The sequence below is a fragment of the Labrys monachus genome (assembly GCF_030814655.1).
In the GTDB taxonomy this organism is placed as follows: Bacteria; Pseudomonadota; Alphaproteobacteria; order Rhizobiales; family Labraceae; genus Labrys; species Labrys monacha.
Genome location: NZ_JAUSVK010000001.1, coordinates 5,496,565 through 5,521,095 on the forward strand (window position 1 = coordinate 5,496,565; position 24,531 = coordinate 5,521,095).

A 24,531-nucleotide genomic window follows, 5' to 3' on the forward strand; every position below is an offset into this window, starting at 1 on the left:
TCCGCTACTTCGCCATATGCAGGAGGCGATCGGCCGCCGCCCTGGCCTCGTCGGTGACATGGGCGCCGGCGAGCATGCGGGCAATCTCCTCGCGTCGCCGCGCGGCATCGAGCGCGACCACGCGCGTCGCCACCAGTTCCTTCCCCTGCGCCTCCTTGGCGATGAGGAAATGGGTGGAAGCGCGGGCCGCGACCTGCGGCGCATGGGTGACGTTGATGACCTGCACCCGCGCGGCAAGGCGCGCGAGCCGCTGGCCGATGGCGTCCGCCACGGCGCCGCCGACGCCCGAATCGATCTCGTCGAAGACCAGCGTCGGCGCCGAGCCGCGATCGGCCAGGGCGACCTTCAGGGCCAGCATGAAACGGGAGAGTTCGCCGCCGGACGCCACCTTCATCATCGGGCCCGGCCGCGTCCCGGGATTGGTCTGCACCCAGAATTCCACCCGGTCGAACCCGTCCGGCGAAGCCAGCGTGCCGTCGCTCTGCACATTGGCGTTGAAGCGCGCCCGGTCCAGCTTGAGCGGCGCAAGCTCCGCATTGACCGCCTTGTCGAGATGGGCAGCCGTGGCCCGCCTCTTCTCCGACAATTTCGCCGCCTGCCCCTCATAGGCCTGCCTCGCCGCGCGATCGGCCAGTTCCAGCGCTTCCAGATGTCCCTCGCCTTCGTCCAAGGCGGTGAGTTCGGCGGCATGGCGCTGGCCCAGCAGCGGAAGGCCTTCGACGGGCACGTCATATTTGCGGCTCGCGGCCCGCAGGGCGAACAGCCGTTCCTCGAGCCGCTCGAGTTCGGCCGGATCGAAATCCGCTTCGTCCAGCGCCGACTGCAGGGCGATGCGCGCCTCCTCGAGGGCGTTGAGAGCCTGGTCGAGCGCCGCGATCGCCGGCTCGACCAGACGGGGCGCCTGGGCTCCCCGACGCTCCAGGCGCCGGATGATGGCCGCGAGCGCCGGCCCCGGCGAACCTTGGCCGCCGACGCCGTCATGGGCCTCCTTGAGGTCGACGGCGATCTTCTCGGCCTGCATCATCTGGGCGCGGCGCGCCGCCAACGCCTCTTCCTCTCCGGGCTGCACATCGAGCTTGGTGATCTCGTCCACGGCGTGGCGCAGCCAGTCCCCCTCCGCGCGCGCCTTCTCCATGCGGGCCCGGTGCTGGGCAAGAGCCTGCGTGGCCTTGCGCCAGGCGGCATGTCTGCCGGCGACGTCGGCAGCGAGCTTCTCCAGCCCGCCGAACGCATCGAGCAAGGCCCGGTGGGAGGCCGGATCGGTCAGCGCGCGGTCATCGTGCTGGCCGTGGATCTCCACCAGCGCCGCGCCGGCGGCGCGCAGCACCTGCACGCTCACCGGCTGGTCGTTGACGAAAGCCCGTGTCCGCCCGTCCGCCATCTGCACGCGGCGCAGGATCAGATCGCCGTCGTCCGAGATATCGTTGGACCGCAGCACGGCGCGGGCCGGATGGTCGGCCGGGATGTCGAACACCGCCGTCACCTGGCCCTGGGCGATGCCGTGGCGCACCAGTCCGCCGTCGCCCCGCCCACCGAGGGCAAGCGAGAAGGCGTCGAGCAGGATCGACTTCCCGGCGCCGGTCTCGCCGGTCAGCACGGACAGGCCGGGCACGAATTCGAGATCGAGCCGGTCGATCAGGACGATATCGCGGATGGCCAATTGCACGAGCATGGTGACTCTATATCGCTCCCGTCGATGCCCCGCATGCCAAAAGAGCAACCGCAGACAAAAAAGGCCGATCTTTCGACCGGCCTCTTCGAACCACCAGGGAAGCCGCGCTCCCGCCTCAATCCATCGAGATCGCCGAGTGGAACGTGCGGCTCAGCCAGGATTCGGTATCCTCGCGCGGCTCCAGGCCGTTCGACTTCACCAGCGTGTAGGTGTCCTTGTACCACTGGCTGTCCGGATAATTGTGTCCAAGGATGGCGGCAGCCGTCTGGGCGTCGCTCGTCAGGCCGAGGGCCAGATAACATTCGGCCAGGCGGCTCAGCGCCTCCTCGATCTGCCGCGTCTGCTGATACTGCGCGACCACGATCTTGTAGCGGTTCACCGCAGCGACATAATTCTGCTGACCCTGGTAGTAACGCCCGATATCCATTTCCTTGCCGGCGAGCTGATCCTTGGTCACCTGGATCTTGAAGCGCGCATCGTCGGCATATTCGGATTTCGGCCAGTTGGTCACGACGACCTGGAAGGCCTGCAGGGCTTTGACCGTGCGATCCTGATCGCGCGTGATGTCCGGAATCTGCTTGTACTGCGAATTGGCATAGAGATAAGCGGCGTAGGCTGCATCCGGACTCTTCGGATAAAGCGTCACGTAACGCTGGGAGGCCGTGATCGCATCATCATAGTTGCCGGCGGAATAATTCGCATAGGCCGACATAAGAATGGCCTTCTGCTGCCATTCGGTCTGCGGATATTGCTTGTCCAACGCATCGAAACGCTTGGCCGCCTTGGTATAATCCTGGTTCTTCAGGAAGACGAGGCCTTGATTGTAAAGAAGGTCGGCTGGATCCGTCGCCTGGGTCTTGTAGACCGGGTCGTCATCCCACCAACCGCAGGCACCGAGCGGCGCCGCCATCATGGCAACGGCCACGGCGCGAATCGTGAACCGCATCGCGAGAGAGCGGGAAGACGAGAGGGAACGCAGCGGCATCACTCAGACCTCTATTTCGACGGCAGGCGGCGGCGACCTGCTCCGGCACCCGGGCACAACCCAGCGTCGAACCAAAGCCGGCCCAAATCCAGGCGCTCTTGTACCCGATCCCCGGGCCAAGCGCCACCGCCTCGGCACGTTTGTACAAAGCTTTGCAAATACAATGTCGACGACGGACCGCAGCGTTCAGTTGGTATCGGGCGCGAAGGCCGCCGCAGCCAACCCGCTGCTCAGATCGGCATGCCCGGTTTCGCGGCGCACGGGCGCATCGACCATCGTCCAGGCGCTGCTGTCGGAGAACAACGCTTCGAGCATCATGAAGTTGACGCGATGGCCGCCGCAATAGGAGCGGTACTGACCGAGCAGCGGCGCCCCCGCCAAGGCAAGATCGCCCACGGCATCGAGCATCTTGTGACGAACGAATTCGTCCCCGTAGCGAAGGCCCTCGGGGTTGAGGATCCGGTCCTCGCCCAGCGCGACCGAATTCTCCAGCGAGGATCCGAGCGCCAGCCCGCGCTCCCACAACTGCTCGACGTCCTTGACGAAACCGAAGGTGCGCGCCCGCGAGATCTCGCGGCGGAAAGCATCCGGCGTGAGGTCCAGCACACGGCGCTGCCGCCCGATCAGCGGCGAGGGGAAGTCAATTTCGACATCCAGGCGGAAACCCTTGTCGAACGGCAGCAACTCGGCCCAGGCCCGTCCCATCTCGACACGCACCGGCTTCAGGACCTTCACCTTGCGGCGACGCGCGCGCAGCATCTCGATGCCGACCTGATCGATGGCGTCGACGAAGACCGCGGAGGAGCCATCCATGATCGGAAGCTCCGGTCCGTCGACCTCCACCGTGACATTGTCAACACCGAGGCCGCGCAGAGCGGCCATCAGATGCTCGACGGTGCCCACCGCGCCGCGTGAGGGATCGCCGATCACCGTGCACAACCGCGTGTCCGTCACATTGTCGTAGCGCGCCAGGATCTCCCGCTCGCGACCGTTCTCCAGATGGGTCCGCAGGAAAACGATACCGCTATTGGCCTCGCTGGGATGAAGGGTAATGGAGACAGGCTTGCCAGAATGAACCCCGATTCCCTGAAGGGAAACCCGATCATTCAAAGTCGTCTGGAAACCAGATTTCATGTTTCGCATTCCGCAAGCCGTTCGCCGCGAGGCGAGATTCAACCGAACCGAGAACGACCTGTATCTGTTGACCCCGGGTCCTCTAGTGGGTCCAGGCACCAGGGCCTGGACTCGGACCTTTCTTCGGAAATACGTAAAGCAGAACCCAAAGGTTTAGCCAAATCACGCTTTCTTACGATCTGTAACACAGGCGCGCCAAATTCCGGCGAGCGACCCTAGTTTTGAAATCCTTAACCATTTCAAAAAGATATGGCCCAGGCGACACGCCCGGGCCATCTAAATTCGCAGCTATGGTTACAAAATCGTCTCAATCGACCGATGGGCCGCCTCAGCTCGTGTGACGGCGCAGGAAAGCCGGGATTTCGAGCTGCTCGTCCTCGATCGAACGCACCTGCGGAGCCTGGCGCGGCTGCACCTCGGGATGATGCCCCTGCGCCGGCGCCTGGCGCGGCGCCTGCGGGCGGCGCTGGGCCTCCGGCGGACGCGGCGGCGCCATGCGCGGATCTGCAAGGCGGTTGGGCTGAACCGGTGCCGGCGCGGGCGCCGGCGCAGGCTCGTCGGCGTCGGGGCGGCCGAGGCCGACCGCCGCCAGACGCTGCAGCAGCGTCATGCGCTTCTTGTCGGCACCACCCTGCGGCGCTTCAGCCGAACGCTGGGCCGCGATCTGGGCCTGGGCCGGCATCGGCAGATCCTCGATGCGCGGCATGCGCGGAGGACGGACGACGGCACGTTCGGGTGCCGGCGGCACGAAATGGTCCGGCTCCGGCGGATGGTCCGGCACGCGGCGCGTCTCCTCTGCCGCGGGGTCGCGGAAGAGCGTCGGCTTCGGCGCGAGGGGACGCAGCGTCACCTCGTTGGCGACCGCCACAGGAGCGGGCGCCGGCGCGGGCGCGGCGATGGGCGCTGCCACCGGCGCGGCGACTTCAGGCGTGCTCGTCACCTCGATCGGCGCGGGAGCCGCGACCGGTGCCGGGCGCGGGGGGGCGGGCCGCTCCCCCTGCGCTGCCTGCTGGCGGACGCGCTGGGTCATCTCCGCCAGGCGGACGTCGTTCTGGGACGGTGCGGCCTGCGGCAGGATCGCCGAATCGATGCCGGTGGCGACGACCGACACGCGCATGATGCCTTCGAGCGTCGGATCCTGGGTGGCGCCCAGAATGATATTGGCTTCGGGATCGACTTCCTCGCGGATGCGGGTCGCGGCTTCGTCGAGCTCGTAGAGCATCATGTCGGGGCCGCCGGTGATCGAGATCAGCAGGCCGCGGGCGCCCTTCATCGAGACGTCGTCGAGCAGCGGGTTGGCGATGGCGGCCTCGGCGGCAAGGATGGCGCGGCGCTCGCCCGATGCCTCGCCCGTCCCCATCATCGCCTTGCCCATCTCGCGCATCACGGCGCGGACGTCGGCGAAGTCGAGATTGATCAGGCCCGGCTTCACCATCAGGTCGGTGATGGAAGCGACGCCCGAATAGAGCACCTGGTCGGCCATGGCGAAGGCGTCGGCAAAGGTGGTCTTGTCGTTGGCGACACGGAAGAGATTCTGGTTCGGAATGACGATCAGCGTATCGACGCTCTTCTGCAGCTCGGCGATGCCGGCCTCGGCAAGGCGCATGCGGCGCAGCCCTTCGAAATGGAAGGGCTTGGTGACCACGCCGACGGTAAGGATGCCGACTTCGCGCGCCACCCTCGCGATGACCGGAGCCGCCCCGGTGCCGGTGCCGCCGCCCATGCCGGCGGTGACGAAGACCATATGCACGCCGTTCAGATGATCGCGGATCTCGTCGATCACCTCCTCGGCCGCGGCGCGGCCGACCTCGGGCTGGGACCCGGCGCCGAGACCCTCGGTGACCTGGATGCCCATCTGCACGATGCGGTCGGATTTGGACAGGGTCAGCGCCTGTGCGTCGGTGTTGGCGACGACGAAATCGACGCCTTCCAGGCCCGCCTCGATCATGTTGTTGACAGCGTTGCCGCCAGCCCCACCAACGCCGAAGACGGTGATACGCGGCTTCAACTCCCGGATATCCGGCATTTTGAGGTTGATCGTCATGGCTCGCCTCTCTTGCAGGTACGTCGCCGCACCTTTAATTGACCTTCTTCAAGGCCTTGCGGCCCTCTTCTGCTTCTTGAATCAGAAAGACACTGATTTGCGAAGCAGCCTTTTGTGTATCCCGGCGGAAAGACCGGATTTTTTTGATATGTCCTGCCGTCTAGTGCAAGGCCAGTTGCGGCTCCGGCCCGGCGAAACGCCATAGTTGCAAATAAGAATTTTCTTTTTTGTAACTGACGCTTAGAAACTATGCTTCAACCATCGTCCGACCCGACCGAAATAACCGTCTGTTCCCGTGCTCAGGACGCGTGTGCGCACCTGCGGCTCGAAGTGTTCCACCCCGGCGATCTGTGGATAGACGAGGAGACCCGCAGCCGCGGCAAAGGGGGGTCCCTTGGCGGCTTCCGGCATGCCCGCAATTCCCAGAGGACGGCCGATACGCACCTGTCTGTCGAGAATCTTGCGTGCAAGTTCCACCGTACCGGTAAGCTGACAGGCGCCCCCCGTCAACACGACCCGCCGCCCCGCCTCGGCCCAGGCGCCGGAGTTGCGCAGGCGATCCCGCACCATTTCGAGGATTTCCTCGATGCGGGGGCGGATGATGCGCACGAGGCGCGAGCGCGGCACGTGATGGATGCCGTCCCGCTCATCGTCGCCGACCGGGGGCACCGCGATGGTCTCCCTGTCGTCGGAGGGGCTGGCGATCGTGGCGCCGTAGAGGACCTTCAGCCGCTCCGCCTCTGACAGGCGGGTCGACAGGCCGCGGGCGACGTCGCTGGTGACGTGTCCGCCGCCGATGGGAAGCCCGTCGGCATGGACGAAAGCGCGATTGGCGAAGACGGCGACGGTCGTCGTGCCGGCCCCCATGTCGATGAGGGTCACGCCCATTTCCGTCTCGTCGTCGACGAGGGCCGAAAGGCCCGCCGCGTAGGGCGTGGCGACCATGGCCTCGACGTGGAGATGGCAGCGCTCGATCGCCAGCATGAGATTCTTGGCAGGGGAGGCCTCCGCCGTCACGACATGCATGTCGACGCCGAGCGTGCGGCCGAGCATGCCGCGCGGGTCGTGGATGCCGCCGACGCCGTCCAGCATGTGGCCGATCGGCAGCGAATGCAGCACCGCGCGGCTGTCCCGCACCGAATGATTGGCTCCCGCATCGAGCACGCGGTGGATGTCGTGATCGCCGACCTGATGCCCGCCGACCTGCACGGTGGCCGAGTAATGCTCGCTCGCGATCCGACCGCAGGAGACGTTGACGATGACCGAATCGACCCGCACGCCCGCCATGCGCTCCGCCGCGTCGACGGCGTGCCGGATGGACTGTTCCGCCGCCTCCATGTCGACGACGGCGCCGGATTTGAGCCCGCGCGAACGCTGGTGCCCGATTCCGAGGATCTGCGCCTGATGGCTGCGCCCCGGCAGCAGGTCGGCGCCCTCCAGCGGACGGAGCCGAGCGATCAGGCAGACGATCTTGTTGGTGCCGACGTCGAGCACCGACATGACGCTGGTGCGGCGCGGCGCCAGCGGCCGCAGTTTCGGCGTCAGGCCGTTCTCGAAGGGGCTCATACGTGATCCCCCTTCTTCGGCGCCTTCTTGCCCAAGGCGGCGGCGCGGGCGGCGGCGGCTTGTTCGCTCAAACGGAACACGGCACGATCGGACTGACGCATATCGACGGCCAAAATGTCTTTTTCCAAAACGCTGGCCTCCCGTTCGAGGAGCGCCAAATTCTTCAATGCGGTCCCGGGGTCTTCCTCGGGCAGCCGGACGACGACCCCGTTGTCCAGCGTCAGGTTCCAGCGCCGCTGCGAGACCAGCGTGGCCCCCTTCACCCGCCCCGCCAGCATCGGCGTGGCGGCGAGCAGGGGCACGATCTCATGGGCCCGCTTGTCCGCGCCCTCGCCGACCACCAGAGGCAGATCGGCGAAGCGCCGGGATACCGTCGGCTCGATGACGGTGCCGTCCTCGGCGATCAGCGTCACGGTGCCGTCGCGCTGCCAGAGCGCATAGGGCTTGCGCTCTTCGAGCGACACCGACAGCGTGTCGGGAAACAGCTTGCGGACCTGGGCGGACTTCACGAGGGGCAGCGCCTCCAGCCCTTCCCGGGCCGCTTCCGCATCGAGGAAGAGGAGCGAGCTGGTGCCGGTCACCCCGGCGGCGGCGAAGATCTGCTGGTCGGTCAGCTCATGCTGGCCGTTCACGGCGACGGTCTCGACGCGAAAGCCGAGGAAATTGGCGGCCATGTCGGGCGGCGCGCCATAGGTTGCTTCGAGCTGGGGCCAGACCGGCCCGGTCTTCGCGCCGTAGACGATGGTGGTGGAGAACAGGGCCGCCGTCAGCACCAGGCCGAGACCGCGCGGAGGATGCGACATCAAACGCTGCAGGCGCGAAGACCGCAGATCCACCCAGGTCCGGGTATTGGATCCAGCCAGGCGCAAGGAGGACAATTTGAACAAACGCAGCATGACCCTCGAGCCGACGCTCTCCTGGAACATCCTCTTTGAGAGGCGATGTCTGGGGAGAAACGGCGTCTGCCGCCAGCATTTGCTTCACGCCCCATTAACGTTAGCTTTCCGCCAAATCCGTAAACAATCGGTTACCGCGGGTTAAGGTTTCCGCCTTTGCCGGCATGCCGTGCCCCGATTTTCGCTGCCGGATCTTCATCGGGCGTTAACGGGTTTCGGCAGGGGCCCCCGCACCCGGCGCGGGAAGGCCGACGCGCTTGATCTCCCATTCGAGATCGATGCCGGAGCGGGCTTTCACGCGCTCGCGCACCGTCTCGCCCAGGCTTTCGATGTCGGCGGCGCTCGCCGCGCCGAGATTGACGAGAAAATTGGTATGCAGGGGCGAAACCTGCGCGCCCCCGATGGTCAGGCCGCGGCATCCCGCCTCGTCGACCAGTTTCCAGGCGGACTGCCCGGGGGGATTCTTGAAGGTCGAGCCGCCGGTGCGCGTATTGACGGGCTGAGTCGAGGAGCGGGCCTCGGTGATCCTCTGCATCTCCGCCAGGATCTCCGCGGGACGGCCGGGCGTGCCCTCGAACACCGCCTCGGTGAAGACGAGATCCGGCGGCGCGGCGCATCTGCGATAGGCAAACCCCATGGCGGCGCGGTCGAGAATATGGCGCGAGCCGTCCCGCCCGACGGCAGTTGCCGAGACGAAGACGTCCTTGGTCTCGCCGCCATAGGCGCCGCCATTCATGCGCAGCGCCCCTCCGATGGCGCCGGGAATGCCGCGTAGGAAGGAGAGCCCGCGGATCCCCGCCTCCGCCGCGGCCCGGGCGACCTTGACGTCGGGAGCGCCGGCGCCGGCGCGGATGGCCATGCCCTCGACCTCGATTTTCGAGAAGCCTTTCCCGAGGCGGATGACGACGCCCGGCATGCCGCCGTCACGCACCAGGAGGTTCGAGCCAAGGCCGATCACCATCCACGGGATCTCGGCCGGCAGGGCCGCCATGAACAGGCCGAGGTCGTCCTCGTCCGCGGGCGAGAACAGCATCTGGGCCGGACCTCCCGTGCGGAACCAGGAGAGCGGCGCCAGGGGCGCGTTGGCTTCGAGCGTGCCGCGAAGGCCGGGCATCCGCGCGCGCAGCATCTGCGTGATGTCGGGAAAGGTCATCGATGAGCCAGATATCGGGAGGGTGGCCTGCAGTCGGTTGAAAGCGCCGCGTTCAGCGCTTCGTCATCCCCGGCCAGGGCCGGCGGTGGGGCGGACAGGAACAGGGCCGCAGGACATTTCGGATGCCGGGGCCCATGCCTCGCCGCCGTGCGGCTCGCCGGGAACGACAGGAGAATTCCACCATGCTTATCGCCGAAGTTTCGGGGAAAGCCCAGGGCTCCCGGCGCGAACGCCAGGCTGACGCCTATCCGCGCCGCGGGAAGCTCGACCATCACGCCGCCGGCAAAGGGAGCGCCGCCAGCTCGTTCGGCAGCGCATATGCCCATTGCGTGATGTTGCCGGCGCCAAGGAAGACGACATAGTCGCCCGGCCGGGCCGCGGACGCGACGATGCCCGCGAGCGACGAGGGCCGGTCCAGCGCCACCACGTGGCGATGCCCGCGGGCACGGATGCCCGCGACCAGGCTGTCCTTGTCGGCGCCCTCGATCGGGCTTTCGCCGGCGGCATAGACGTCGGCGACGACCACCATGTCGGCATCGTTGAAGCAGGCCGAGAATTCGTTGAACAGGCTGGCGAGCCGCGTGTAGCGATGCGGCTGCACCACGGCGATCACCTTGCCGCCGGTCGACGCACGCGCCGCCTTGAGGACGGCGGCGATCTCCACCGGGTGATGCCCGTAATCGTCGAACACCGCCACGCCGTTCCACTCGCCGGTGCGCGTGAAGCGCCGCTTGACGCCGCCGAACCCGTTCAATCCCCTGCGGATCGTCTCCGCGCTCATGCCCAGGCTATGGGCGACGGCGATCGCCGCCGTCGCGTTCAAGGCGTTGTGGGCACCCGGCATCGGCAGGCTGAGATCGGGGATCTCGACGACGGCGCCGGTCTTGCGGTCGCGGATGGCCACCCGGAAGCGCGAGCGCCCGCCGGTCAGGTCGAGATCGACGAGGCGCACGTCGGATTGGGGATTCTCGCCATAGGTGATGACGCGCCGGTCCTCGATCTTGCCGACCAGTTCCTGCACGACCGGGTGGTCGAGGCACATTACGGCGAAGCCGTAGAACGGGATGTTCTCGACGAAGGACCGGAAGGCGTCCTTGATTGCATCGAAGGTCTTGAAATGATCGAGATGCTCGGGATCGATATTGGTGACGATCGCGACATCCGTCGGCAGCTTGAGGAAGGTGCCGTCGCTCTCGTCCGCCTCCACCACCATCCAATCGCCAGCGCCGAGCCGTGCATTGGTGCCGTAGGCGTTGATGATGCCGCCATTGATCACGGTGGGGTCGAAGCCGCCGGCATCGAGGAGGGTGGCGACCAGCGAGGTCGTCGTGGTCTTGCCATGGGTCCCCGCGATCGACACGCAGGTCTTGAGGCGCATCAGTTCGGCGAGCATTTCCGCCCGTCGCACCACCGGCAGCCGGCGTTCGCGCGCGGCGACGAGCTCCGGATTGTCCCGCTTGATCGCGGTCGACACCACCACCACCTCGGCCTCGCCGAGGTTTTCCGCGGCGTGGCCGATGAAGGTCCTCACGCCCTTGTCCTTCAGCCGCTTGACGTTGTAGTTGTCCGCCGCGTCGGATCCTTGCACCGTGTAGCCCAGATTCACCAGCACCTCGGCGATGCCGGACATTCCGATACCGCCGATGCCGACAAAATGAATGGGACCGATCTCGCGGGGCAGCTTCATCATGGCTTCTCTGTCAAAGGGTTTTGCAACGCTATAGAGCGGTTCGTCGCAAATTGCGCGCGGGAACGGCGCGCGTTCACACGGCAGCGAGCCGGACCACGCATTCGGCCAGCCTCTCCGCCGCATCCGGGAAACCGGTCCTGCGGGCATTCTGCGCCATCGCGGCGAGCCCGGCCGGATCGGCGAACAGGGCTGCGAGGTCCGCGGCGAGCGCGTCGGGCGTGAAGGCGGCCTGCATCACCACCCGCGCGCCGCCGACCGCAGCGACCGACCTGGCATTGGCCGCCTGATCCTGGTCCAGCGCGCCGGGAAGCGGCACCAGGATGGAGGGGCGGCCGATCACGGTCAGCTCGGCGACGGTCGAGGCGCCGCCACGGGCGATGACCAGATGAGCCGCCGCCATGCGCGCCGGCAGGTCGGTGAAGAAGGGGGCGACCTCCGCCCGCACGCCGAGGCCCGCATAGGTGGCCCGCACGCGGTCGAGGTCCTCCTCGCGAGCCTGCTGCACGATGTCGAGCTTCCCGCGCAGAGCGGGCTCGAGCAGGCCGATGGCGGCCGGAACGATCTCGGACATCACGCGGGCGCCCTGGCTGCCGCCGAACACCAGGAGACGCAGGCGCTCGGTGCCGGCCGGAAACGGCACCCTGGCGGCCTCCAGCACGGCGGGACGCACCGGATTGCCGGTATGGACGAGCTTGGGCCGCGCAGACGCCTCCACCATGGCGACCTCCGGAAAGCCGGTGGCGATCCGCGTGACGCGCGAGGCCAGCATGCGGTTGGCGCGGCCCATCACCGCGTTCTGCTCGTGGATGAGGGTCGGGATCCCGCGCCAGCCGGCGGCGACCAGCGGCGGCACGGTGGGATAGCCGCCGAAGCCGACCACGACGGCCGGCCTGACCCGCCCCAGCATGCGCCAGGCCGAGAAGGTGCCGCTCCCCAGCTTCCACAGCGTGTTGGCCATGGCCGACGGCGAGCGCGAGCGCACCGTCTCGGACGGGATGGCATGGATCTGGCGCGCCGGAAAATTGCCGGTATAGGGCACGCCGCGCTCGTCTGTCGCCAGGTCGATGACATAGCCGCGCGGCGCCAGCGCCCCGGCCAGGGCTTCGGCGGGGAACAGATGGCCGCCGGTACCACCGGCGCACAACAGAATGACCTTGCCGCTCATGACGTCAGTCCGACGCCGGCGACCGTCGCGCCGCGCTGGCGGTCGCGGAAGCTGAACGCGCTCGCGATCATGTCGGTGCGGGGCCGCCGGCGCGTCAGCGCGAGCACCATGCCCATGCCGTAGGCGACGGAGATCAGCGAGGAGCCGCCATAGGAGATGAAGGGCAGCGTCATGCCCTTGGCGGGCACCATATGGAGGTTGACCATGAGATTGATGGTGGATTGAAGCCCGAACAGGAGGGTGAGGCCGGCGGTGGCGAAGCGGCAGAACGGGTCCTCGAGGCGGTAGGCGTGCCACAGCCCCCGCAACACGATGAGCGCGAACATCCCGACGAGAACCATGACGAACAGCAGGCCGAATTCCTCGCCCGTCACCGCGATGATGAAGTCCGTATGGCAGTCCGGCAGGATGAGCTTGTAGGTGCCCTCGCCCGGCCCCTTGCCGAACCAGCCGCCGCTGAGGAAGGCGTCCCTCGCGGTGTCGACCTGGAAGGTATCGGCCCCTTCCGGGCTGAGGAAGCGATCTATTCGGGCCGTGACGTGGGGGATGAACTGATACGCCAGGAGAATGCCGCCGGCGCCGACGCCGCCGAGGCCGACCATCCAGAACCAGTGCAGCCCCGCCATGAAGAACAGCGCGCCCCATACGATCGAGATCAGCATGGTCTGCCCGAAGTCCGGCTGCATGATCAGAAGTCCCGCCGACCAGGCGAGCAGGAGGATGGCGAGGATGTTGCCGGGCACATCGGGCCGCTTGACGTTTTCGGAGAACAGCCATGCCGCGAGGATGACGAAGGCCGGCTTGAGGAACTCCGAAGGCTGGATGCCGACGATCCACCGCCTCGACCCCTTGATCTCCGCGCCGAACAGCAGCGTCGCCACCACCAGCATGATCGAGACGAGGAACACCGCCAGCGCCAGGCGCCGGATCGAGCGGGGCGAGAGGAAGGAGACCCCGACCATGATCGCGAGCGCCGGCGGAATCAGGATCGCCTGCCGGTTGACGAAATGGAACATGTCGTGGATGCCGATCCGCTCGGCCACCGCAGGGCTCGCCGCGAGCAGGAGCACGATGCCGATCAGCATCAGCGCGAGGATCGTCACCAGCATCAACCGATCGACGGTCCACCACCAGGAATTGAAGGCCGAACGTTCGGTGCGGGAGGCCATGCGGGGGACATCCGTGAGCTGAAGCGGGGTCGCCCAGTGATGCTCCCTTACGGTTGAGGAAGGGTTAAGTCGGCGGTGACGAACGAAAGCAAGGCCTTGCCGGCCGAAGGTGCGCGAGGGCCGGTTGCGATAGGCCGGCGACATTGAGGGAGGTGCCCGCGAAGTCAGACGGGCATTCGGCTATTCGGCATTGACGATGCGCTCTCGAAACCACGGCACCAGGTCAGCCGGAATGACGGGCTCGGTTCAATCTGAAACCGTTGCGGTCTATCCTCGGACAACGGTGTCCAGCCCTCACGTCGGCGCGAACGGAACCACGCCCGGTATACCGAGCACGGCTCGCGAGAAGGCCCTGCCCCGCTCCTCGAAATTGCGGAACTGGTCGAGGGAGGCGCAGGCGGGCGACAGCAGCACGACGGGCTTGGAAAGGCCAGAAGCCGCGGCGTCGGCAGCGGCCATGGGCACCGCCTTCTCGATGGTTTCGGCACGCACCACCGGCACCCGGCCCTCCAGCGTCGCCGCGAATTCCTCCGTCGCCGCCCCGATGAGATAGGCCTTGCGGATCCTGGGGAAATAATCGGCGAGCGAGGCGATGCCTCCCGTCTTCGCCTTGCCGCCGGCGATCCAGAACACCGTGTCGAAGGAGGCCAGCGCCTTGGCGGCCGCATCCGCGTTGGTGGCCTTGGAATCATTGACGAACAGCACCTGTCCCAGCCGGCCGACCTGTTCCATGCGGTGGGCCAGGCCCGGAAAGCGCGCCATGCCCGCCTGGATCTGCGCCAGGCTCAGGCCGCCCGCGCGGGCGGCAGCGAGGGCGGCGCAGGCATTCTGGGCGTTGTGGGCGCCGCGCAGGGAGCCGATGCCCTCGAGCGAGGCGACCTTCGCCGCCCGCCCGGCCTCGGCCGAATAGAGGGTTTCGCCGATGGCATAGACCCCGTCAGCCAGAGGCCTCTCGACGGAGATGCGGATGAGGTCCCCGCCCTTGCGCTCGATGTCGTCGGCGATCGCCGCGCACCAGGGGTCGTCGACGCCGACGATCGCGGTCTTTGCGCCGGCGACCAGCCGCGCCTTGATCGCGGCGTAGCGCTCCATGGTGCCGTGGCGGTCGAGATGGTCTTCCGTGACGTTGAGGAGAATGGCGATCGAAGGATCGATGCTCGGCGCCAGGTCGATCTGGAAGGACGAGCATTCGACGACGTGGACGCGATCCGGCGACGGCGCCTCGAGCGAGAGAATGGCGGTGCCGATATTGCCGCCGAGCTGCACGTCGCGGCCGGCAGAGGCGAAGAGATGGGCGACGAGGGCGGTCGTCGTCGATTTGCCGTTGGTGCCGGTGATGGCGACGAAAGGCGCGCCGGGCGCCTGCAGGCGCCGCTGGCGCACGAAGAGCTCGATATCGCCGATCACCTCGACGCCGTGGCTCTGCGCGAGCTTCACGACCCAATGCGGCTGGGGATGGGTGAGCGGCACGCCGGGAGACAGCACCAGCGCGGCGAGAGAGGACCAGTCGAGGCTTTCGGGATGGCGCGCCGCGAGTCCCTTCGCCTCGGCTTCGGCGTTCCTGGTGGCACTGTCGTCCCAGACCATGGGCTTGGCGCCGCCGGCCGCGAGGGCGAGAGCGGTGGCCAGGCCCGAGCCGCCCAGGCCGAAGACGGCGACCGTCTGGTCGCCGAAGCAGGTGATCGGCGTCATGTCTATCTCAGCTTCAGCGTGGCGAGGCCCAGCAGGGCGAGGACGACGGCAATGATCCAGAAGCGCACGACCACCTGCGGCTCCTTCCAGCCCAGCTGCTCGAAATGATGGTGGATCGGCGCCATCTTGAACACCCGCCTGCCGGTATAGCGGAAGGACACGACCTGGATGATCACCGACAATGTCTCGGCGACGAAGAGGCCGCCGACGACCAGCAGCACGATCTCGTGCTTGGTGGCGACCGCGACCGAGCCGAGCAGGCCGCCGAGCGCCAGGGAGCCGGTGTCGCCCATGAAGATCTGGGCCGGCGGCGCGTTGAACCACAGGAAACCGAGCCCCGCTCCGATCATCGCCCCGCAGATCACCGCCAGCTCACCGGTCCCGGGGACGAAATGGATCTGCAGATAATTGGAGAACATCGCATTGCCGGCGAGATAGGCGATGAAGCCGAAGCTGGCCGCCGCCACCATCACCGGCACGATGGCGAGGCCGTCGAGGCCGTCGGTCAGGTTCACGGCGTTGCCGAAGCCGACGATGATGAAGGCCCCGAAGGCGATGAAGAAATAGGACAGGTTGAGCAGGAGGTCCTTGAAGAAGGGAAAGGCCACGGAGGTCGCGAGGCGGTTCGTCTCCGCGTCGGCGCTCAGCAGGCCGCCGAGATAATGGGCGCCTCCGACTTCGGACATCACGATCACCGCGACGCCGGCGACGGCGAACTCGACGGAGAGGCGTGCCTTGCCGGAGAAGCCCTTGTGGCTCTGCTTGGTCACCTTCAGATAGTCGTCATAGAAGCCGATCGCCCCGAAACCGAGCGTGACCAGCAGCACCGCCCAGACATAGGGGTTGGCGAGATTGCCCCACAGCAGCACCGAAAAGCACAGGCCGGACAGGATCATCAGCCCGCCCATGGTCGGCGTGCCGCGCTTCGACAGGTGCGATTGCGGGCCGTCGTCGCGGATCGGTTGCCCCCTGCCCTGCTTCAGGCGGAGCCAGGAGATCGTCCACGGTCCGAAGAAGAACACGAAGAGGAGCGCCGTCGCGATCGCGCCGCCGGTCCGAAACGTGATGTAGCGAAAAACATTGAGAAGCTCGAAATGTTCGCTGAAACGGCTCAGCAAATAGAACATGAAAATCCTCTCAAACCTTCGGGCCTCTCGACGCCGAATCGATAATGTCGTCGGATGAAGTTACACCAAGGCGTTCGCCGCCTCGCCTGCCGTCAAGACAATCTGCGGTTGATCGCGGCCCGGGCCACGTCGTGATCGGAGAAGGGCAGCACCGTCGCGCCGACGATCTGCCCGGGCTCGTGTCCCTTTCCGGCGATGAGCAGGACGTCGCCGTCGGCGAGATCGCGCACGGCAGTTTCGATGGCCTCGCGCCGGTCCGCGATCTCGACCGCGCCCGGCGCCTGCGCCAGGATGGCGGCCCGGATCGAGGCGGGGTCCTCGCTGCGCGGATTGTCGTCCGTGACGATCACCGTGTCGGCCAGGCGTGCCGCGATGGCGCCCATCATCGGGCGCTTGCCGGGGTCGCGGTCCCCCCCGCAGCCGAAGACCACCACCAGGCGCCTCCTGGCGAAGGGCCGGAGCGTCTCCAGCGCCTTTTCCAGCGCATCCGGCTTATGGGCATAGTCCACCAGCACCAGCGCCCCCCCGGGCGTGCCGACGAGGTCGAGCCGGCCCTTGGCGCCCTCCAGGTGCTCCAGGGCGGCGAACACGCCGGCCGGCTCGGCGCCGGTGACCAGGCAGAGCCCTGCGGCGACGAGCGCGTTCTCGACCTGGAAGCGGCCGGCGAGCGGCAGCCTCACCGGATAGGACCTGCCCCGATGCTTCAGGACGAGATGCTGCGCGAAGCCCTCGATGCGCACCGAGGCCAGGCGCAGTCCCTCGCCGGCCTCGCCGACCGTCAGTAGGTCGAGGCCCTTGTCGCGGCTCGCCTCGATGAAATACCGGCCGTCGGGATGGTCGGCTTCGACCACGGCGCCGGCCCCGGGAGGCAGCAGGTCGCGAAACAGACGCAGCTTGGCGTCCCGATAGGCCTCGAGGCTCGCATGATAGTCGAGATGGTCGCGCGACAGATTGGTGAACCCGCCGGCGGCGAGCCGCAAGCCGTCGAGGCGGTGTTGGTCGAGCCCGTGCGAGGACGCCTCCAGCGCGAGATGGGTGATGCCCCTGCCGGCCAGGTCGTCGACGAGGCGATGGAGTTCGACGGGATCGGGCGTCGTCAGCGAGCCATAGGTCTCCCCCCAGGGGGCCACCACGCCGACGGTGCCGATCGACGCCGCGCTGTGGCCGAGCCTCGTCCAGATCTGCCGCACGAAGGCGGCTACCGACGTCTTGCCGCTCGTACCGGTGACGGCTGCGATGGTGGCGGGCTGGCGCGGATAGAAAACGCTCGCGATACGGCTCAGGGCCAGCCGCGCATCGGAGACCCGGACGGCGACCGCCCGCCGGTCCAGGTCCACCTCCCGCTCCGCCACGATGGCCGCCGCCCCGGCGGCGAGGGCCTGGGGGACATAGGCGAGGCCGTCCCCCCTGGAGCCGGGAATGGCGACGAACAGGTAGCCCGGCTTCACCTGCCGCGAATCCGCCGTGATGCCGCGGATCGGCGTCTCGTCGCCGCCGGGCAGCAACGCCGACAGCGGAAGGCTGGCAGGGGGCTGGCTCACGTCGAACACTCCGGTGGCGGAAAATGGTTGGCACAGCTAGCGCATTCGGAGGCGGACGTCATCCCTGCTGCGGATTCAGCCAGGGCAGCGGATGATCCTGGTCCTTGGGCGCGTAGAGGGCCGGCGGGTTGTTCGGAATCTCCTGGAAACGGGGCTCGACGCCGAGGATCGGCGCCACGCGCTCCACCACCTTGCCCGTGGTGACGCCCGCATTCCACGCAGCCGTCGCGTAGCCATAGGTCTCGGGCAACCCCTTCGGCTCGTCATAGACCACGAGAATGAGATATTTCGGCTTGTCGAACGGAAACACCGCCATGAAGGTGGTGAACAGGCGGTCATGCACATAGCGCCCGTTGAAGTTCTTCTCGGCCGTGCCGGTCTTGCCGCCGACCTGCAGGCCCGGAATATCCGCCTTCTTGGCCGATCCGATGGTCGCGTTGAGCCGCAGGATGTAGCGCATCACGTCCGAGGTATGCGGCTTGAGCACCGTCTTGGCCGTGGCCATGGCCTCCTCGGCGCTGCGGACGAGGAAGGTCGGCTTGATGAGGTGGCCGCCGTTCATCATGGCGCCGACGGCCATCATCGCCTGGAGCGGCGCCACGGCGATGCCGTGGCCGAAGGCGATCGTCACCGTGTTGATGTCGGTCCAGCGAGCGGGAACGAGCGGCATGGCGCTTTCGGGCAGTTCGGTGACCAGGCGCGTCTCCTGGCCCATCATCTTCAGGAACGCCTTGTGTGCCGGCACCCCGAGCGCCAGGGCCATGCGGGCCGAACCGATGTTCGAGGAATAGGTGAAGACCTCCGGCAGGCTCAGCATGCGATGCTGGGCGTGATAGTCGGTGATGGTGAAACGGCCGTAATGCAGGCTGGTGCGGGCATCGAGCATCGAATTGGTGGTGAACCGGCCCGACTCGATCGCCATCGCCAGCGTCAGCGCCTTGAAGGTGGATCCCATCTCGAACACGCCGACATTGATGCGGTTGATCTTGTTGGGATCGAGGGCATCGGCGGGATTGTTGGGGTCGAAGTCGGGCAGCGACACCAGCGAGACCACTTCGCCGGTATTGACGTCCATGATCGCGCCGGCCCCTGCCCTGGCGTGAAAATGCTCCATGCCCTGCGTCAGTTCATCGTGCAGGACGTTCTGGGCACGAAGATCGATGGAGAGCTGGATCGGCTTCATGTCGCTCGCATTGGAGGCATAGCCGAGGGCCTGCAGCGTGCTCAGGCCGCGCTTGTTGTCGATATATTTCTCGATCCCGGCGATGCCCTGATTGTCGATGTTCACCCCGCCGAGCACATGGCTCAGGGTCGAGCCGTTGGGATAGACCCGCTTGTTCTCCATCAGGAAGCCGATGCCCGGCAGGCCGAGCTTGTAGATCTGAGCCTGCTGTTCCGGCGTGATCTCGCGCTTGAGCCAGATGAATCCCTTCCTGGACGAAAGCTTCTCGCGCAGATCCCGCGCATTGAGATCCGGCATCACCGCCGTGAGCAGTTCGGTCGCCTCGTCGACATCGATGATCTTCTTGGGCTCAGCATAGAGCGAGGGCACCTGGATGTCGGTCGCCAGCACGCGCCCCGCGCGATCGATGATGTCGGGACGGGCCGCGGCGAGCTGGTCGGCAGCCGAGCGCCGGGCGTCATATTGCTGGTCGGGCGTGGTGCCGAACTGGGTCAGCCGCGCCAGGATGGCGACATAGATGCAGACGAAGGCCAGCACGATGAGCACGATGCGGCTCGCGCTCTTCTGGAGCTTGCTGAGCCGCCTGCGCGCCGGCGGCTTCCTGGCCGCGGGCGCCTCGTCGACCTTTTCGGGATGGAGCTCGGCCGCCGGGGCGTCTCCCGCGGCAGGAGCATCCGAGGCATCGACCGCGTCGACCTCTTCTTCCAGTGCGCCGCCCCGCCTCATTGCGTCGCTCCCGTCACTTGCGGCGCGGCAGGCGTCGCACCGAGCCCGAGCACCTGCAGCTTCTGGGCGATCTGGTCGCCGACCGGGACCTTCTCCGGCAGGTCGCCGGCGCCGACCACCTGGGTGATCCTCATCGGCACCAGGTCGAGATGGCGGCGCGCGAGGTCGTCCACCCGATGCGGCTGGCTCATATAGGCCCATTCGGCGCGCAGCCCTTCGATCGCCCGCTGCTCGGCCTCGATGCTGCGACGCAGCTTGGCAACCTTCTCAGCCTGCAGCGTCGCCTCGTATTTGATCGAATAGACGCCGATCGCCGATGCCACCAGGAGGCAGATCAGGACCAGATTGAGGATGCGCGTCATCGGCCCCTCCCGGATTGAACATGGATGTCGGGCAGGCCGAGGAAGCCGGTGCCGGTATCGCGCGCCGGCGCGGCGGTCCGCGTGCCGAAGCGCAATTTTGCCGAGCGCGCCCGCGGATTGGCCGACGCCTCCTCGGCCGACGCCGCGAGCGGATTGCGGCTCGCCTGGACGAAGGTCGGCGACGGCACCGAAAGTTCCGGCGCGTGGCGCGACCCGCCTGCCTGGCTGCGGGTGCGATCCGCGAAGAAGGTCTTCACGATACGGTCTTCGAGCGAATGAAAGGTGACGACGACCAGCCTCCCGCCGGGCTTGAGCACGCGTTCGGCGGCAAGCAGCGCCAGTCCCAACTCCTCGAGCTCGCCGTTGACGGCGATGCGCAGGGCCTGGAAGGCACGCGTCGCCGGATGGATCTCGCCCGGCCGGCTGCGGATCACCCGCGCGCAGAGTTCGGCGAGCTGGCTGGTGCGCAGGAACGGCGTGGCGGCGCGGTCGGTCACGATGGCGCGGGCGAGCGCGCCGGCCCGGCGTTCCTCCCCCAGCACCTGGAAGATGCGGGCCAAGGCCTCCTGGGGCAGCGTCGCGATCAGGTCGGCGGCACTCGCGCCCGTGTTCGACATGCGCATGTCGAGCGGCCCGTCCCTGCGGAAGGAGAAGCCGCGCTCGGCCTGGTCGAGCTGCATCGAGGAAACGCCGATATCGAGCACGATGCCGTCCACCCCTCCTTCGCCCAGCATGGGCGCCACGCCTTCGAGATTGGAGAAGCGGTCCTCGACCAGGGTGAGGCGCCCCTTCATCTCCGAGACGAGAGCCATGCCGTCGGTCACGGCCCGGCGGTCGCGGTCGATCGCCACGACACGGGTGTCCGGCGCGGCGGCGAGAATCGCGCGCGTATAGCCGCCGGCCCCGAAGGTCCCGTCGATGAAGCCCTCCCCGGCGGCCGGCGCCAGGGCCGCAAGCACCTCGGCGAGCATCACCGGCACATGCGCAGGCACGTCGTTGGAAGAGGTGGGAATGGCGGACATCGGGTTCTCGAACAGGCGAAATCAAAGGCAGGCATGGCCCGGGCGGACGTTCCGTCGTCAGCGCTCAGCGCCGGGCGGACAGGTGCATTCTCGATGCGGAGGCAGGGTATTCGGAATGCAAGCCTTTCGACCCGCCGCGATCTGCACCTTCATCCGCCCTCCAATCGCCGCCACGAAGGCAGGAATCGCCGAATGAAACCGGATGACCATTTCGCCGGGCCAAGCCGATTTCATCCGGCTCCAACCCTGCCGAAGACGGACCCCGATACTCCCGTTCATTAACGGGCACGACGGTTAACGAACGGTTCGCATCCGCTCCCCGGCCGGCAAAAATTCCCTAACGGCAAGAGCGACCTCATGTGCCGAGCCCAGGGCTCCCCCGGTCGAAAGCGGTTTCGCCGCGTGGTAAAGACCGACGAATTCGTCCATAGCTGACATTGCCCGGACAAGAATCGAACGGTTTGCGTCCGCCCTGCCGCGGACGGGAACTGCCGGTTCGACGGACCGCCGTGCCGACAGGCGGGGGCTGACCGGATCAACAGGCGAGGAGCACGTTCCAAGATGCCCATTTCCGCTCGGTTGCTTCTTTGCAGCGCGGCGCTCGTCCTCGTTCTTCCCCCCGTCGGCGCCGCCTTCGCCGAGGAACCGGTCGGCAATATCGATGCGGGCGGCCTGGTGATCGAGGGAGCCGATCAGGTCGAGCTGCGCTCCGAGGACCTCTACCTCTCGGCCAGCCAGGTGCGGGTTTCCTACCGCTTCTTCAATCCTGCGGACCACGACCTCGTCGTCACGATCGCCTTTCCCATGCCCGACGTCACAGGCGAGGAAGGCATGGCGGTGAACATTCCCGATCCGGCCTCGCCGAATTTCCTCGGCCTCCGGACGAAGGTCGACGGCCAGCCCGTCGAGCCGTCCCTGGAGCAGCAGGCGGTCTTCGCATCGGGCGGCGGCGTGCAGACCCCGATAACCGATCTCCTCGGCCAGCTCGCCGTTCCCCTGCTGCCGGTCGGCGAGGCCACGAAAGCCGCCCTCCGGCGGCTCGGAGCCGACGACCGGCGGCGGCTGACGGATCCGGGCTATGCCGGCGCCGAAGGCGGCGAGGTATCGGCCCGATGGACCCTGCGCTCGCGCTTTCACTGGCAGCAGGCGTTTCCGGCCGGGAAGGAAGTCGTCGTCGAGCAGAGCTATACGCCGAGCGTCGGCTTCACGCCCGGCATCTTCTTCGGCAAGGGCAGCCTGACCGGCGAGTCCCTCGCCCAGTATCAGAAGAAATACTGCACCAATCCCGGCTTCCTGAAAGCGGCGGACCTGCTGACGAAGCGGGTCGCCGCCGGCCTGCAAGGTGGCACGACGGCGCCCCCGTCCCAGGCCAGGCAGCTCTATTTCGGCTATGCCATCGCGCGCGGGCAACAGATCGGCCGTTTCCGTCTCGTCGTCGACAAGGCCTTTCCGGACAACCTGGTCTCTTTTTGCGGCGAGGGCATCAAGCGTATCGACGGCACCCGCTTCGAGCTGACGCGGACCCGTTACACGCCGGACCGCAATATCGATGTCCTGATCCTCGATAATCATGCCGGGCGGTGAGCCCTTGGCGTACAGGGAACTCCCGACGCTCCCGCCAGCCGCAAGCGCGCAGGATGGGCTGCGCCTATATCGTGTCGCGCGTGAACATCCGCCAGATCAGGAGCACGATGATCGCACCCACGACGGCGCCCAGGAAACCGGCACGCTCGCCGAGGTGATACCACCCGACCTGCTGGCCGAGCCAGGTCGCGAGGGCGGCGCCCACGATGCCCAGAATCGTCGTCAGGATGAAACCGCTGGGATTGTTGGGACCTGGCGACAGAAAACGCGCGATCAGGCCGGCGATGAAGCCGATGAGGATGGTACCGACGATACTCATGCTGGCTAACCCTGTTCGAGATCGGCCGCAATCTGGCGATGATTCGCGACAAAGACAAGAAGCGACTCGGACAAGAAGCGGCCCGGTCGAATGAGGAAGTGCCAGCTGGCCTGTAAGCCGGGTTCTGTGGGGCCCGCATCGCTGCGGACGTGGCGGCCATTCATCTGGGACCGCCGTCACCGGCGGCCTCAACGCAACCAACCCGGACGACAGCGCGGAGATACGCTTCGACGCATCCGAAGATCGTCGCGGTCGTCCCTATTCGGTCTTGCTCCGGGTGGGGCTTGCCGTGCCGCTGACGTTACCGCCAGCGCGGTGCGCTCTTACCGCACCCTTTCACCCTTACCCCGGCATGCCGGGGCGGTTTGCTTTCTGTGGCGCTTTCCCTAAGGTCGCCCCCGCCGGACGTTATCCGGCACCCTATTTCCGTGGAGCCCGGACTTTCCTCCATTCCGAGAGCGAAGAGCCGTGGCGAACCGCGGGCCTTGGCCTTGGAACAGCGGCCGCCCAGCCAGCTGACGGCTCTGTCTGACCTGATACGCCCTCAGCGTCAACAAAGAAAAAGGCCGGCGCAGTGCGCCGGCCAGTGATGTCCTGGAGGAATGGAAGACCATTCGCACCGATATCTGCCAGCGGGCGCTCCGGCGTGCTGTGCGAAATATCACATGGCGGCGCCGGAGAGATCGTCCCGCGCGATGATCAGCGCCCGCAACGTCCCGATGGTCGACATGTCGCAGATGCCGTCGACGAGCGCCGGCCGGAAATGGCGCTGGAAGGCCCGCACCACGGCTTCCGTCAGCGCGTCGTAGACACCGGTCAGGCCGATGCCGTAGCCGTAGAGCGAGAACATCGCCTGCAGCGCCTCGATGGGCTGGCCGGCTTCGCCGGGCGAAAAGAACCGGCCGCCGGTGATCGGAGACGGCGGAACGAACAGGCCCACTCCCCTGGCGGCGAGGCCAGCCCAGTCGAACTTCTCGCCGGGATCGGCCTTGCGAAGCGGGGCCACGTCGGAATGGCCGAGCACGTGCTGCGGGGCGATGCCGTGACGCGCGACGATATCGATGCAGAGCGCTCCGACGGCAGCCATCTGCGCCGGCGGAAAATCCGGGTAGCCCCAGTCATGGCCGGGATTGGCGATCTCGATGCCGAGGGAACGGGAGTTGACGTCGTCGGCCCCTTCCCAGACGGCCTTCCCGGCATGCCAGGCGCGCCGGCTCTCCGGCACCATCTGCACCACCTCCCCGGCTTCGGAGACGAAATAATGGCACGAGACCTCGGCGGCGGGATCCGCCAGCCTCGCGAGCGCGGCATCGCTGTCGCGCATGCCGGTATAATGCAGGATCAGCAGATGCGGTCCCGCGATATCGAGGCGCTCGCCGTGATTGGGCGAGGCGAGGAACCGGCGGGCAACGGGACTGTCGGGTGAGGTCACGGGTCGAAGCCAGGTGAGGCGCCGGAGGATCGACGGCGCCACCGTGGAGGCAGCGCCCGAAAAGCGCAA

19 protein-coding genes and 1 other RNA gene are annotated in these 24,531 nt (G+C 67.1%); 1 reads left to right on the forward strand and 19 read right to left on the reverse strand.

Features of this window, described 5'->3' with window-relative positions:
• Positions 1-4 precede the first annotated feature (4 nt).
• The 16 genes from recN to rsmH all read right to left on the reverse strand — a co-directional run bounded on the left by recN (position 5) and on the right by rsmH (position 21,127).
• Positions 5-1,672, reverse strand: a complete 1,668-nt coding sequence (gene recN / locus J3R73_RS25145) for a DNA repair protein RecN (RefSeq protein ID WP_307433768.1) — start codon at positions 1,670-1,672, stop codon at positions 5-7.
• A 115-nt stretch (positions 1,673-1,787) separates the two neighbouring features.
• Positions 1,788-2,657, reverse strand: coding sequence for an outer membrane protein assembly factor BamD (locus tag J3R73_RS25150; protein WP_307433770.1), 870 nt, complete (start codon positions 2,655-2,657; stop codon positions 1,788-1,790).
• A 186-nt stretch (positions 2,658-2,843) separates the two neighbouring features.
• Positions 2,844-3,791, reverse strand: coding sequence for a UDP-3-O-acyl-N-acetylglucosamine deacetylase (gene lpxC, locus J3R73_RS25155; RefSeq protein ID WP_307433772.1), 948 nt, complete (start codon positions 3,789-3,791; stop codon positions 2,844-2,846).
• Positions 3,792-4,119: 328 nt separating this feature from the next.
• A complete protein-coding gene (gene ftsZ, locus J3R73_RS25160) occupies positions 4,120-5,835 on the reverse strand; it encodes a cell division protein FtsZ (protein WP_307433774.1) in 1,716 nt (571 codons plus the stop codon).
• 240 nt (positions 5,836-6,075) lie between these two features.
• Positions 6,076-7,401 carry a cell division protein FtsA gene (ftsA, locus tag J3R73_RS25165; RefSeq protein ID WP_307433776.1) on the reverse strand — a complete coding sequence of 442 codons (1,326 nt, stop codon included), beginning with the start codon at positions 7,399-7,401 and terminating at the stop codon, positions 6,076-6,078.
• Positions 7,398-8,204 (reverse strand): cell division protein FtsQ/DivIB, encoded by an 807-nt coding sequence (locus J3R73_RS25170; RefSeq protein WP_307433778.1) that lies wholly within the window; start codon positions 8,202-8,204, stop codon positions 7,398-7,400. The genes ftsA and J3R73_RS25170 overlap by 4 nt, the downstream gene beginning before the upstream one ends.
• A gap of 298 nt (positions 8,205-8,502) precedes the next feature.
• Positions 8,503-9,450 carry a UDP-N-acetylmuramate dehydrogenase gene (gene murB, locus J3R73_RS25175; protein WP_307433780.1) on the reverse strand — a complete coding sequence of 316 codons (948 nt, stop codon included), beginning with the start codon at positions 9,448-9,450 and terminating at the stop codon, positions 8,503-8,505.
• A 271-nt stretch (positions 9,451-9,721) separates the two neighbouring features.
• On the reverse strand, positions 9,722-11,137 hold the full coding sequence (gene murC / locus J3R73_RS25180; protein WP_307437674.1) for a UDP-N-acetylmuramate--L-alanine ligase: 1,416 nt from the start codon (positions 11,135-11,137) through the stop codon (positions 9,722-9,724).
• Positions 11,138-11,213: 76 nt separating this feature from the next.
• On the reverse strand, positions 11,214-12,305 hold the full coding sequence (murG, locus tag J3R73_RS25185) for an undecaprenyldiphospho-muramoylpentapeptide beta-N-acetylglucosaminyltransferase (protein ID WP_307433781.1): 1,092 nt from the start codon (positions 12,303-12,305) through the stop codon (positions 11,214-11,216).
• Positions 12,302-13,474, reverse strand: a complete 1,173-nt coding sequence (locus J3R73_RS25190) for an FtsW/RodA/SpoVE family cell cycle protein (RefSeq protein WP_307433783.1) — start codon at positions 13,472-13,474, stop codon at positions 12,302-12,304. Before J3R73_RS25190 ends, murG begins: the two co-directional genes overlap by 4 nt.
• A gap of 294 nt (positions 13,475-13,768) precedes the next feature.
• Positions 13,769-15,166 carry a UDP-N-acetylmuramoyl-L-alanine--D-glutamate ligase gene (gene murD / locus J3R73_RS25195; protein ID WP_307433785.1) on the reverse strand — a complete coding sequence of 466 codons (1,398 nt, stop codon included), beginning with the start codon at positions 15,164-15,166 and terminating at the stop codon, positions 13,769-13,771.
• 2 nt (positions 15,167-15,168) lie between these two features.
• A complete protein-coding gene (gene mraY, locus J3R73_RS25200) occupies positions 15,169-16,293 on the reverse strand; it encodes a phospho-N-acetylmuramoyl-pentapeptide-transferase (protein ID WP_307433787.1) in 1,125 nt (374 codons plus the stop codon).
• A 92-nt stretch (positions 16,294-16,385) separates the two neighbouring features.
• Positions 16,386-17,834, reverse strand: coding sequence for a UDP-N-acetylmuramoyl-L-alanyl-D-glutamate--2,6-diaminopimelate ligase (locus J3R73_RS25205; RefSeq protein WP_370880005.1), 1,449 nt, complete (start codon positions 17,832-17,834; stop codon positions 16,386-16,388).
• Between the two features lie 58 nt (positions 17,835-17,892).
• Positions 17,893-19,743: a peptidoglycan D,D-transpeptidase FtsI family protein gene (locus J3R73_RS25210; RefSeq protein WP_307433789.1), complete on the reverse strand. Its 1,851-nt coding sequence runs from the start codon at positions 19,741-19,743 to the stop codon at positions 17,893-17,895.
• Entirely contained in the window at positions 19,740-20,105 is a 366-nt protein-coding gene (ftsL, locus tag J3R73_RS25215) for a cell division protein FtsL (RefSeq protein WP_307433791.1), read from the reverse strand. The genes J3R73_RS25210 and ftsL overlap by 4 nt, the downstream gene beginning before the upstream one ends.
• Positions 20,102-21,127: a 16S rRNA (cytosine(1402)-N(4))-methyltransferase RsmH gene (rsmH, locus tag J3R73_RS25220; RefSeq protein ID WP_307433793.1), complete on the reverse strand. Its 1,026-nt coding sequence runs from the start codon at positions 21,125-21,127 to the stop codon at positions 20,102-20,104. The genes ftsL and rsmH overlap by 4 nt, the downstream gene beginning before the upstream one ends.
• 561 nt (positions 21,128-21,688) lie before the next feature.
• On the opposite strand from rsmH, the gene J3R73_RS25225 reads away from it, so the two are divergent.
• Positions 21,689-22,711, forward strand: coding sequence for a DUF4424 family protein (locus J3R73_RS25225; RefSeq protein WP_307433795.1), 1,023 nt, complete (start codon positions 21,689-21,691; stop codon positions 22,709-22,711).
• 64 nt (positions 22,712-22,775) lie between these two features.
• Here J3R73_RS25225 and J3R73_RS25230 read toward each other — a convergent pair whose 3' ends face one another.
• The 3 genes from J3R73_RS25230 to J3R73_RS25240 form a co-directional block, all read right to left on the reverse strand.
• Positions 22,776-23,030 carry a GlsB/YeaQ/YmgE family stress response membrane protein gene (locus J3R73_RS25230; protein WP_307433797.1) on the reverse strand — a complete coding sequence of 85 codons (255 nt, stop codon included), beginning with the start codon at positions 23,028-23,030 and terminating at the stop codon, positions 22,776-22,778.
• Between the two features lie 97 nt (positions 23,031-23,127).
• An RNA gene (gene rnpB / locus J3R73_RS25235) (RNase P RNA component class A) lies at positions 23,128-23,549 on the reverse strand.
• Between the two features lie 142 nt (positions 23,550-23,691).
• A complete protein-coding gene (locus tag J3R73_RS25240) occupies positions 23,692-24,462 on the reverse strand; it encodes an N-acetylmuramoyl-L-alanine amidase (RefSeq protein ID WP_307433799.1) in 771 nt (256 codons plus the stop codon).
• Positions 24,463-24,531 lie beyond the last annotated feature (69 nt).

Coding starts and splice junctions, on each gene's coding strand:
- recN (WP_307433768.1), bottom strand. CDS start 1,672: ATGCTCGTGCAATTGGCCATCCGCGATATCGTCCTGATCGACCGGCTC.
- J3R73_RS25150 (WP_307433770.1), bottom strand. CDS start 2,657: ATGCCGCTGCGTTCCCTCTCGTCTTCCCGCTCTCTCGCGATGCGGTTC.
- lpxC (WP_307433772.1), bottom strand. CDS start 3,791: ATGAAATCTGGTTTCCAGACGACTTTGAATGATCGGGTTTCCCTTCAG.
- ftsZ (WP_307433774.1), bottom strand. CDS start 5,835: ATGACGATCAACCTCAAAATGCCGGATATCCGGGAGTTGAAGCCGCGT.
- ftsA (WP_307433776.1), bottom strand. CDS start 7,401: ATGAGCCCCTTCGAGAACGGCCTGACGCCGAAACTGCGGCCGCTGGCG.
- J3R73_RS25170 (WP_307433778.1), bottom strand. CDS start 8,204: ATGTCGCATCCTCCGCGCGGTCTCGGCCTGGTGCTGACGGCGGCCCTG.
- murB (WP_307433780.1), bottom strand. CDS start 9,450: ATGACCTTTCCCGACATCACGCAGATGCTGCGCGCGCGGATGCCCGGC.
- murC (WP_307437674.1), bottom strand. CDS start 11,137: ATGAAGCTGCCCCGCGAGATCGGTCCCATTCATTTTGTCGGCATCGGC.
- murG (WP_307433781.1), bottom strand. CDS start 12,305: ATGAGCGGCAAGGTCATTCTGTTGTGCGCCGGTGGTACCGGCGGCCAT.
- J3R73_RS25190 (WP_307433783.1), bottom strand. CDS start 13,474: ATGGCCTCCCGCACCGAACGTTCGGCCTTCAATTCCTGGTGGTGGACC.
- murD (WP_307433785.1), bottom strand. CDS start 15,166: ATGACGCCGATCACCTGCTTCGGCGACCAGACGGTCGCCGTCTTCGGC.
- mraY (WP_307433787.1), bottom strand. CDS start 16,293: ATGTTCTATTTGCTGAGCCGTTTCAGCGAACATTTCGAGCTTCTCAAT.
- J3R73_RS25210 (WP_307433789.1), bottom strand. CDS start 19,743: ATGAGGCGGGGCGGCGCACTGGAAGAAGAGGTCGACGCGGTCGATGCC.
- ftsL (WP_307433791.1), bottom strand. CDS start 20,105: ATGACGCGCATCCTCAATCTGGTCCTGATCTGCCTCCTGGTGGCATCG.
- rsmH (WP_307433793.1), bottom strand. CDS start 21,127: ATGTCCGCCATTCCCACCTCTTCCAACGACGTGCCTGCGCATGTGCCG.
- J3R73_RS25225 (WP_307433795.1), top strand. CDS start 21,689: ATGCCCATTTCCGCTCGGTTGCTTCTTTGCAGCGCGGCGCTCGTCCTC.
- J3R73_RS25230 (WP_307433797.1), bottom strand. CDS start 23,030: ATGAGTATCGTCGGTACCATCCTCATCGGCTTCATCGCCGGCCTGATC.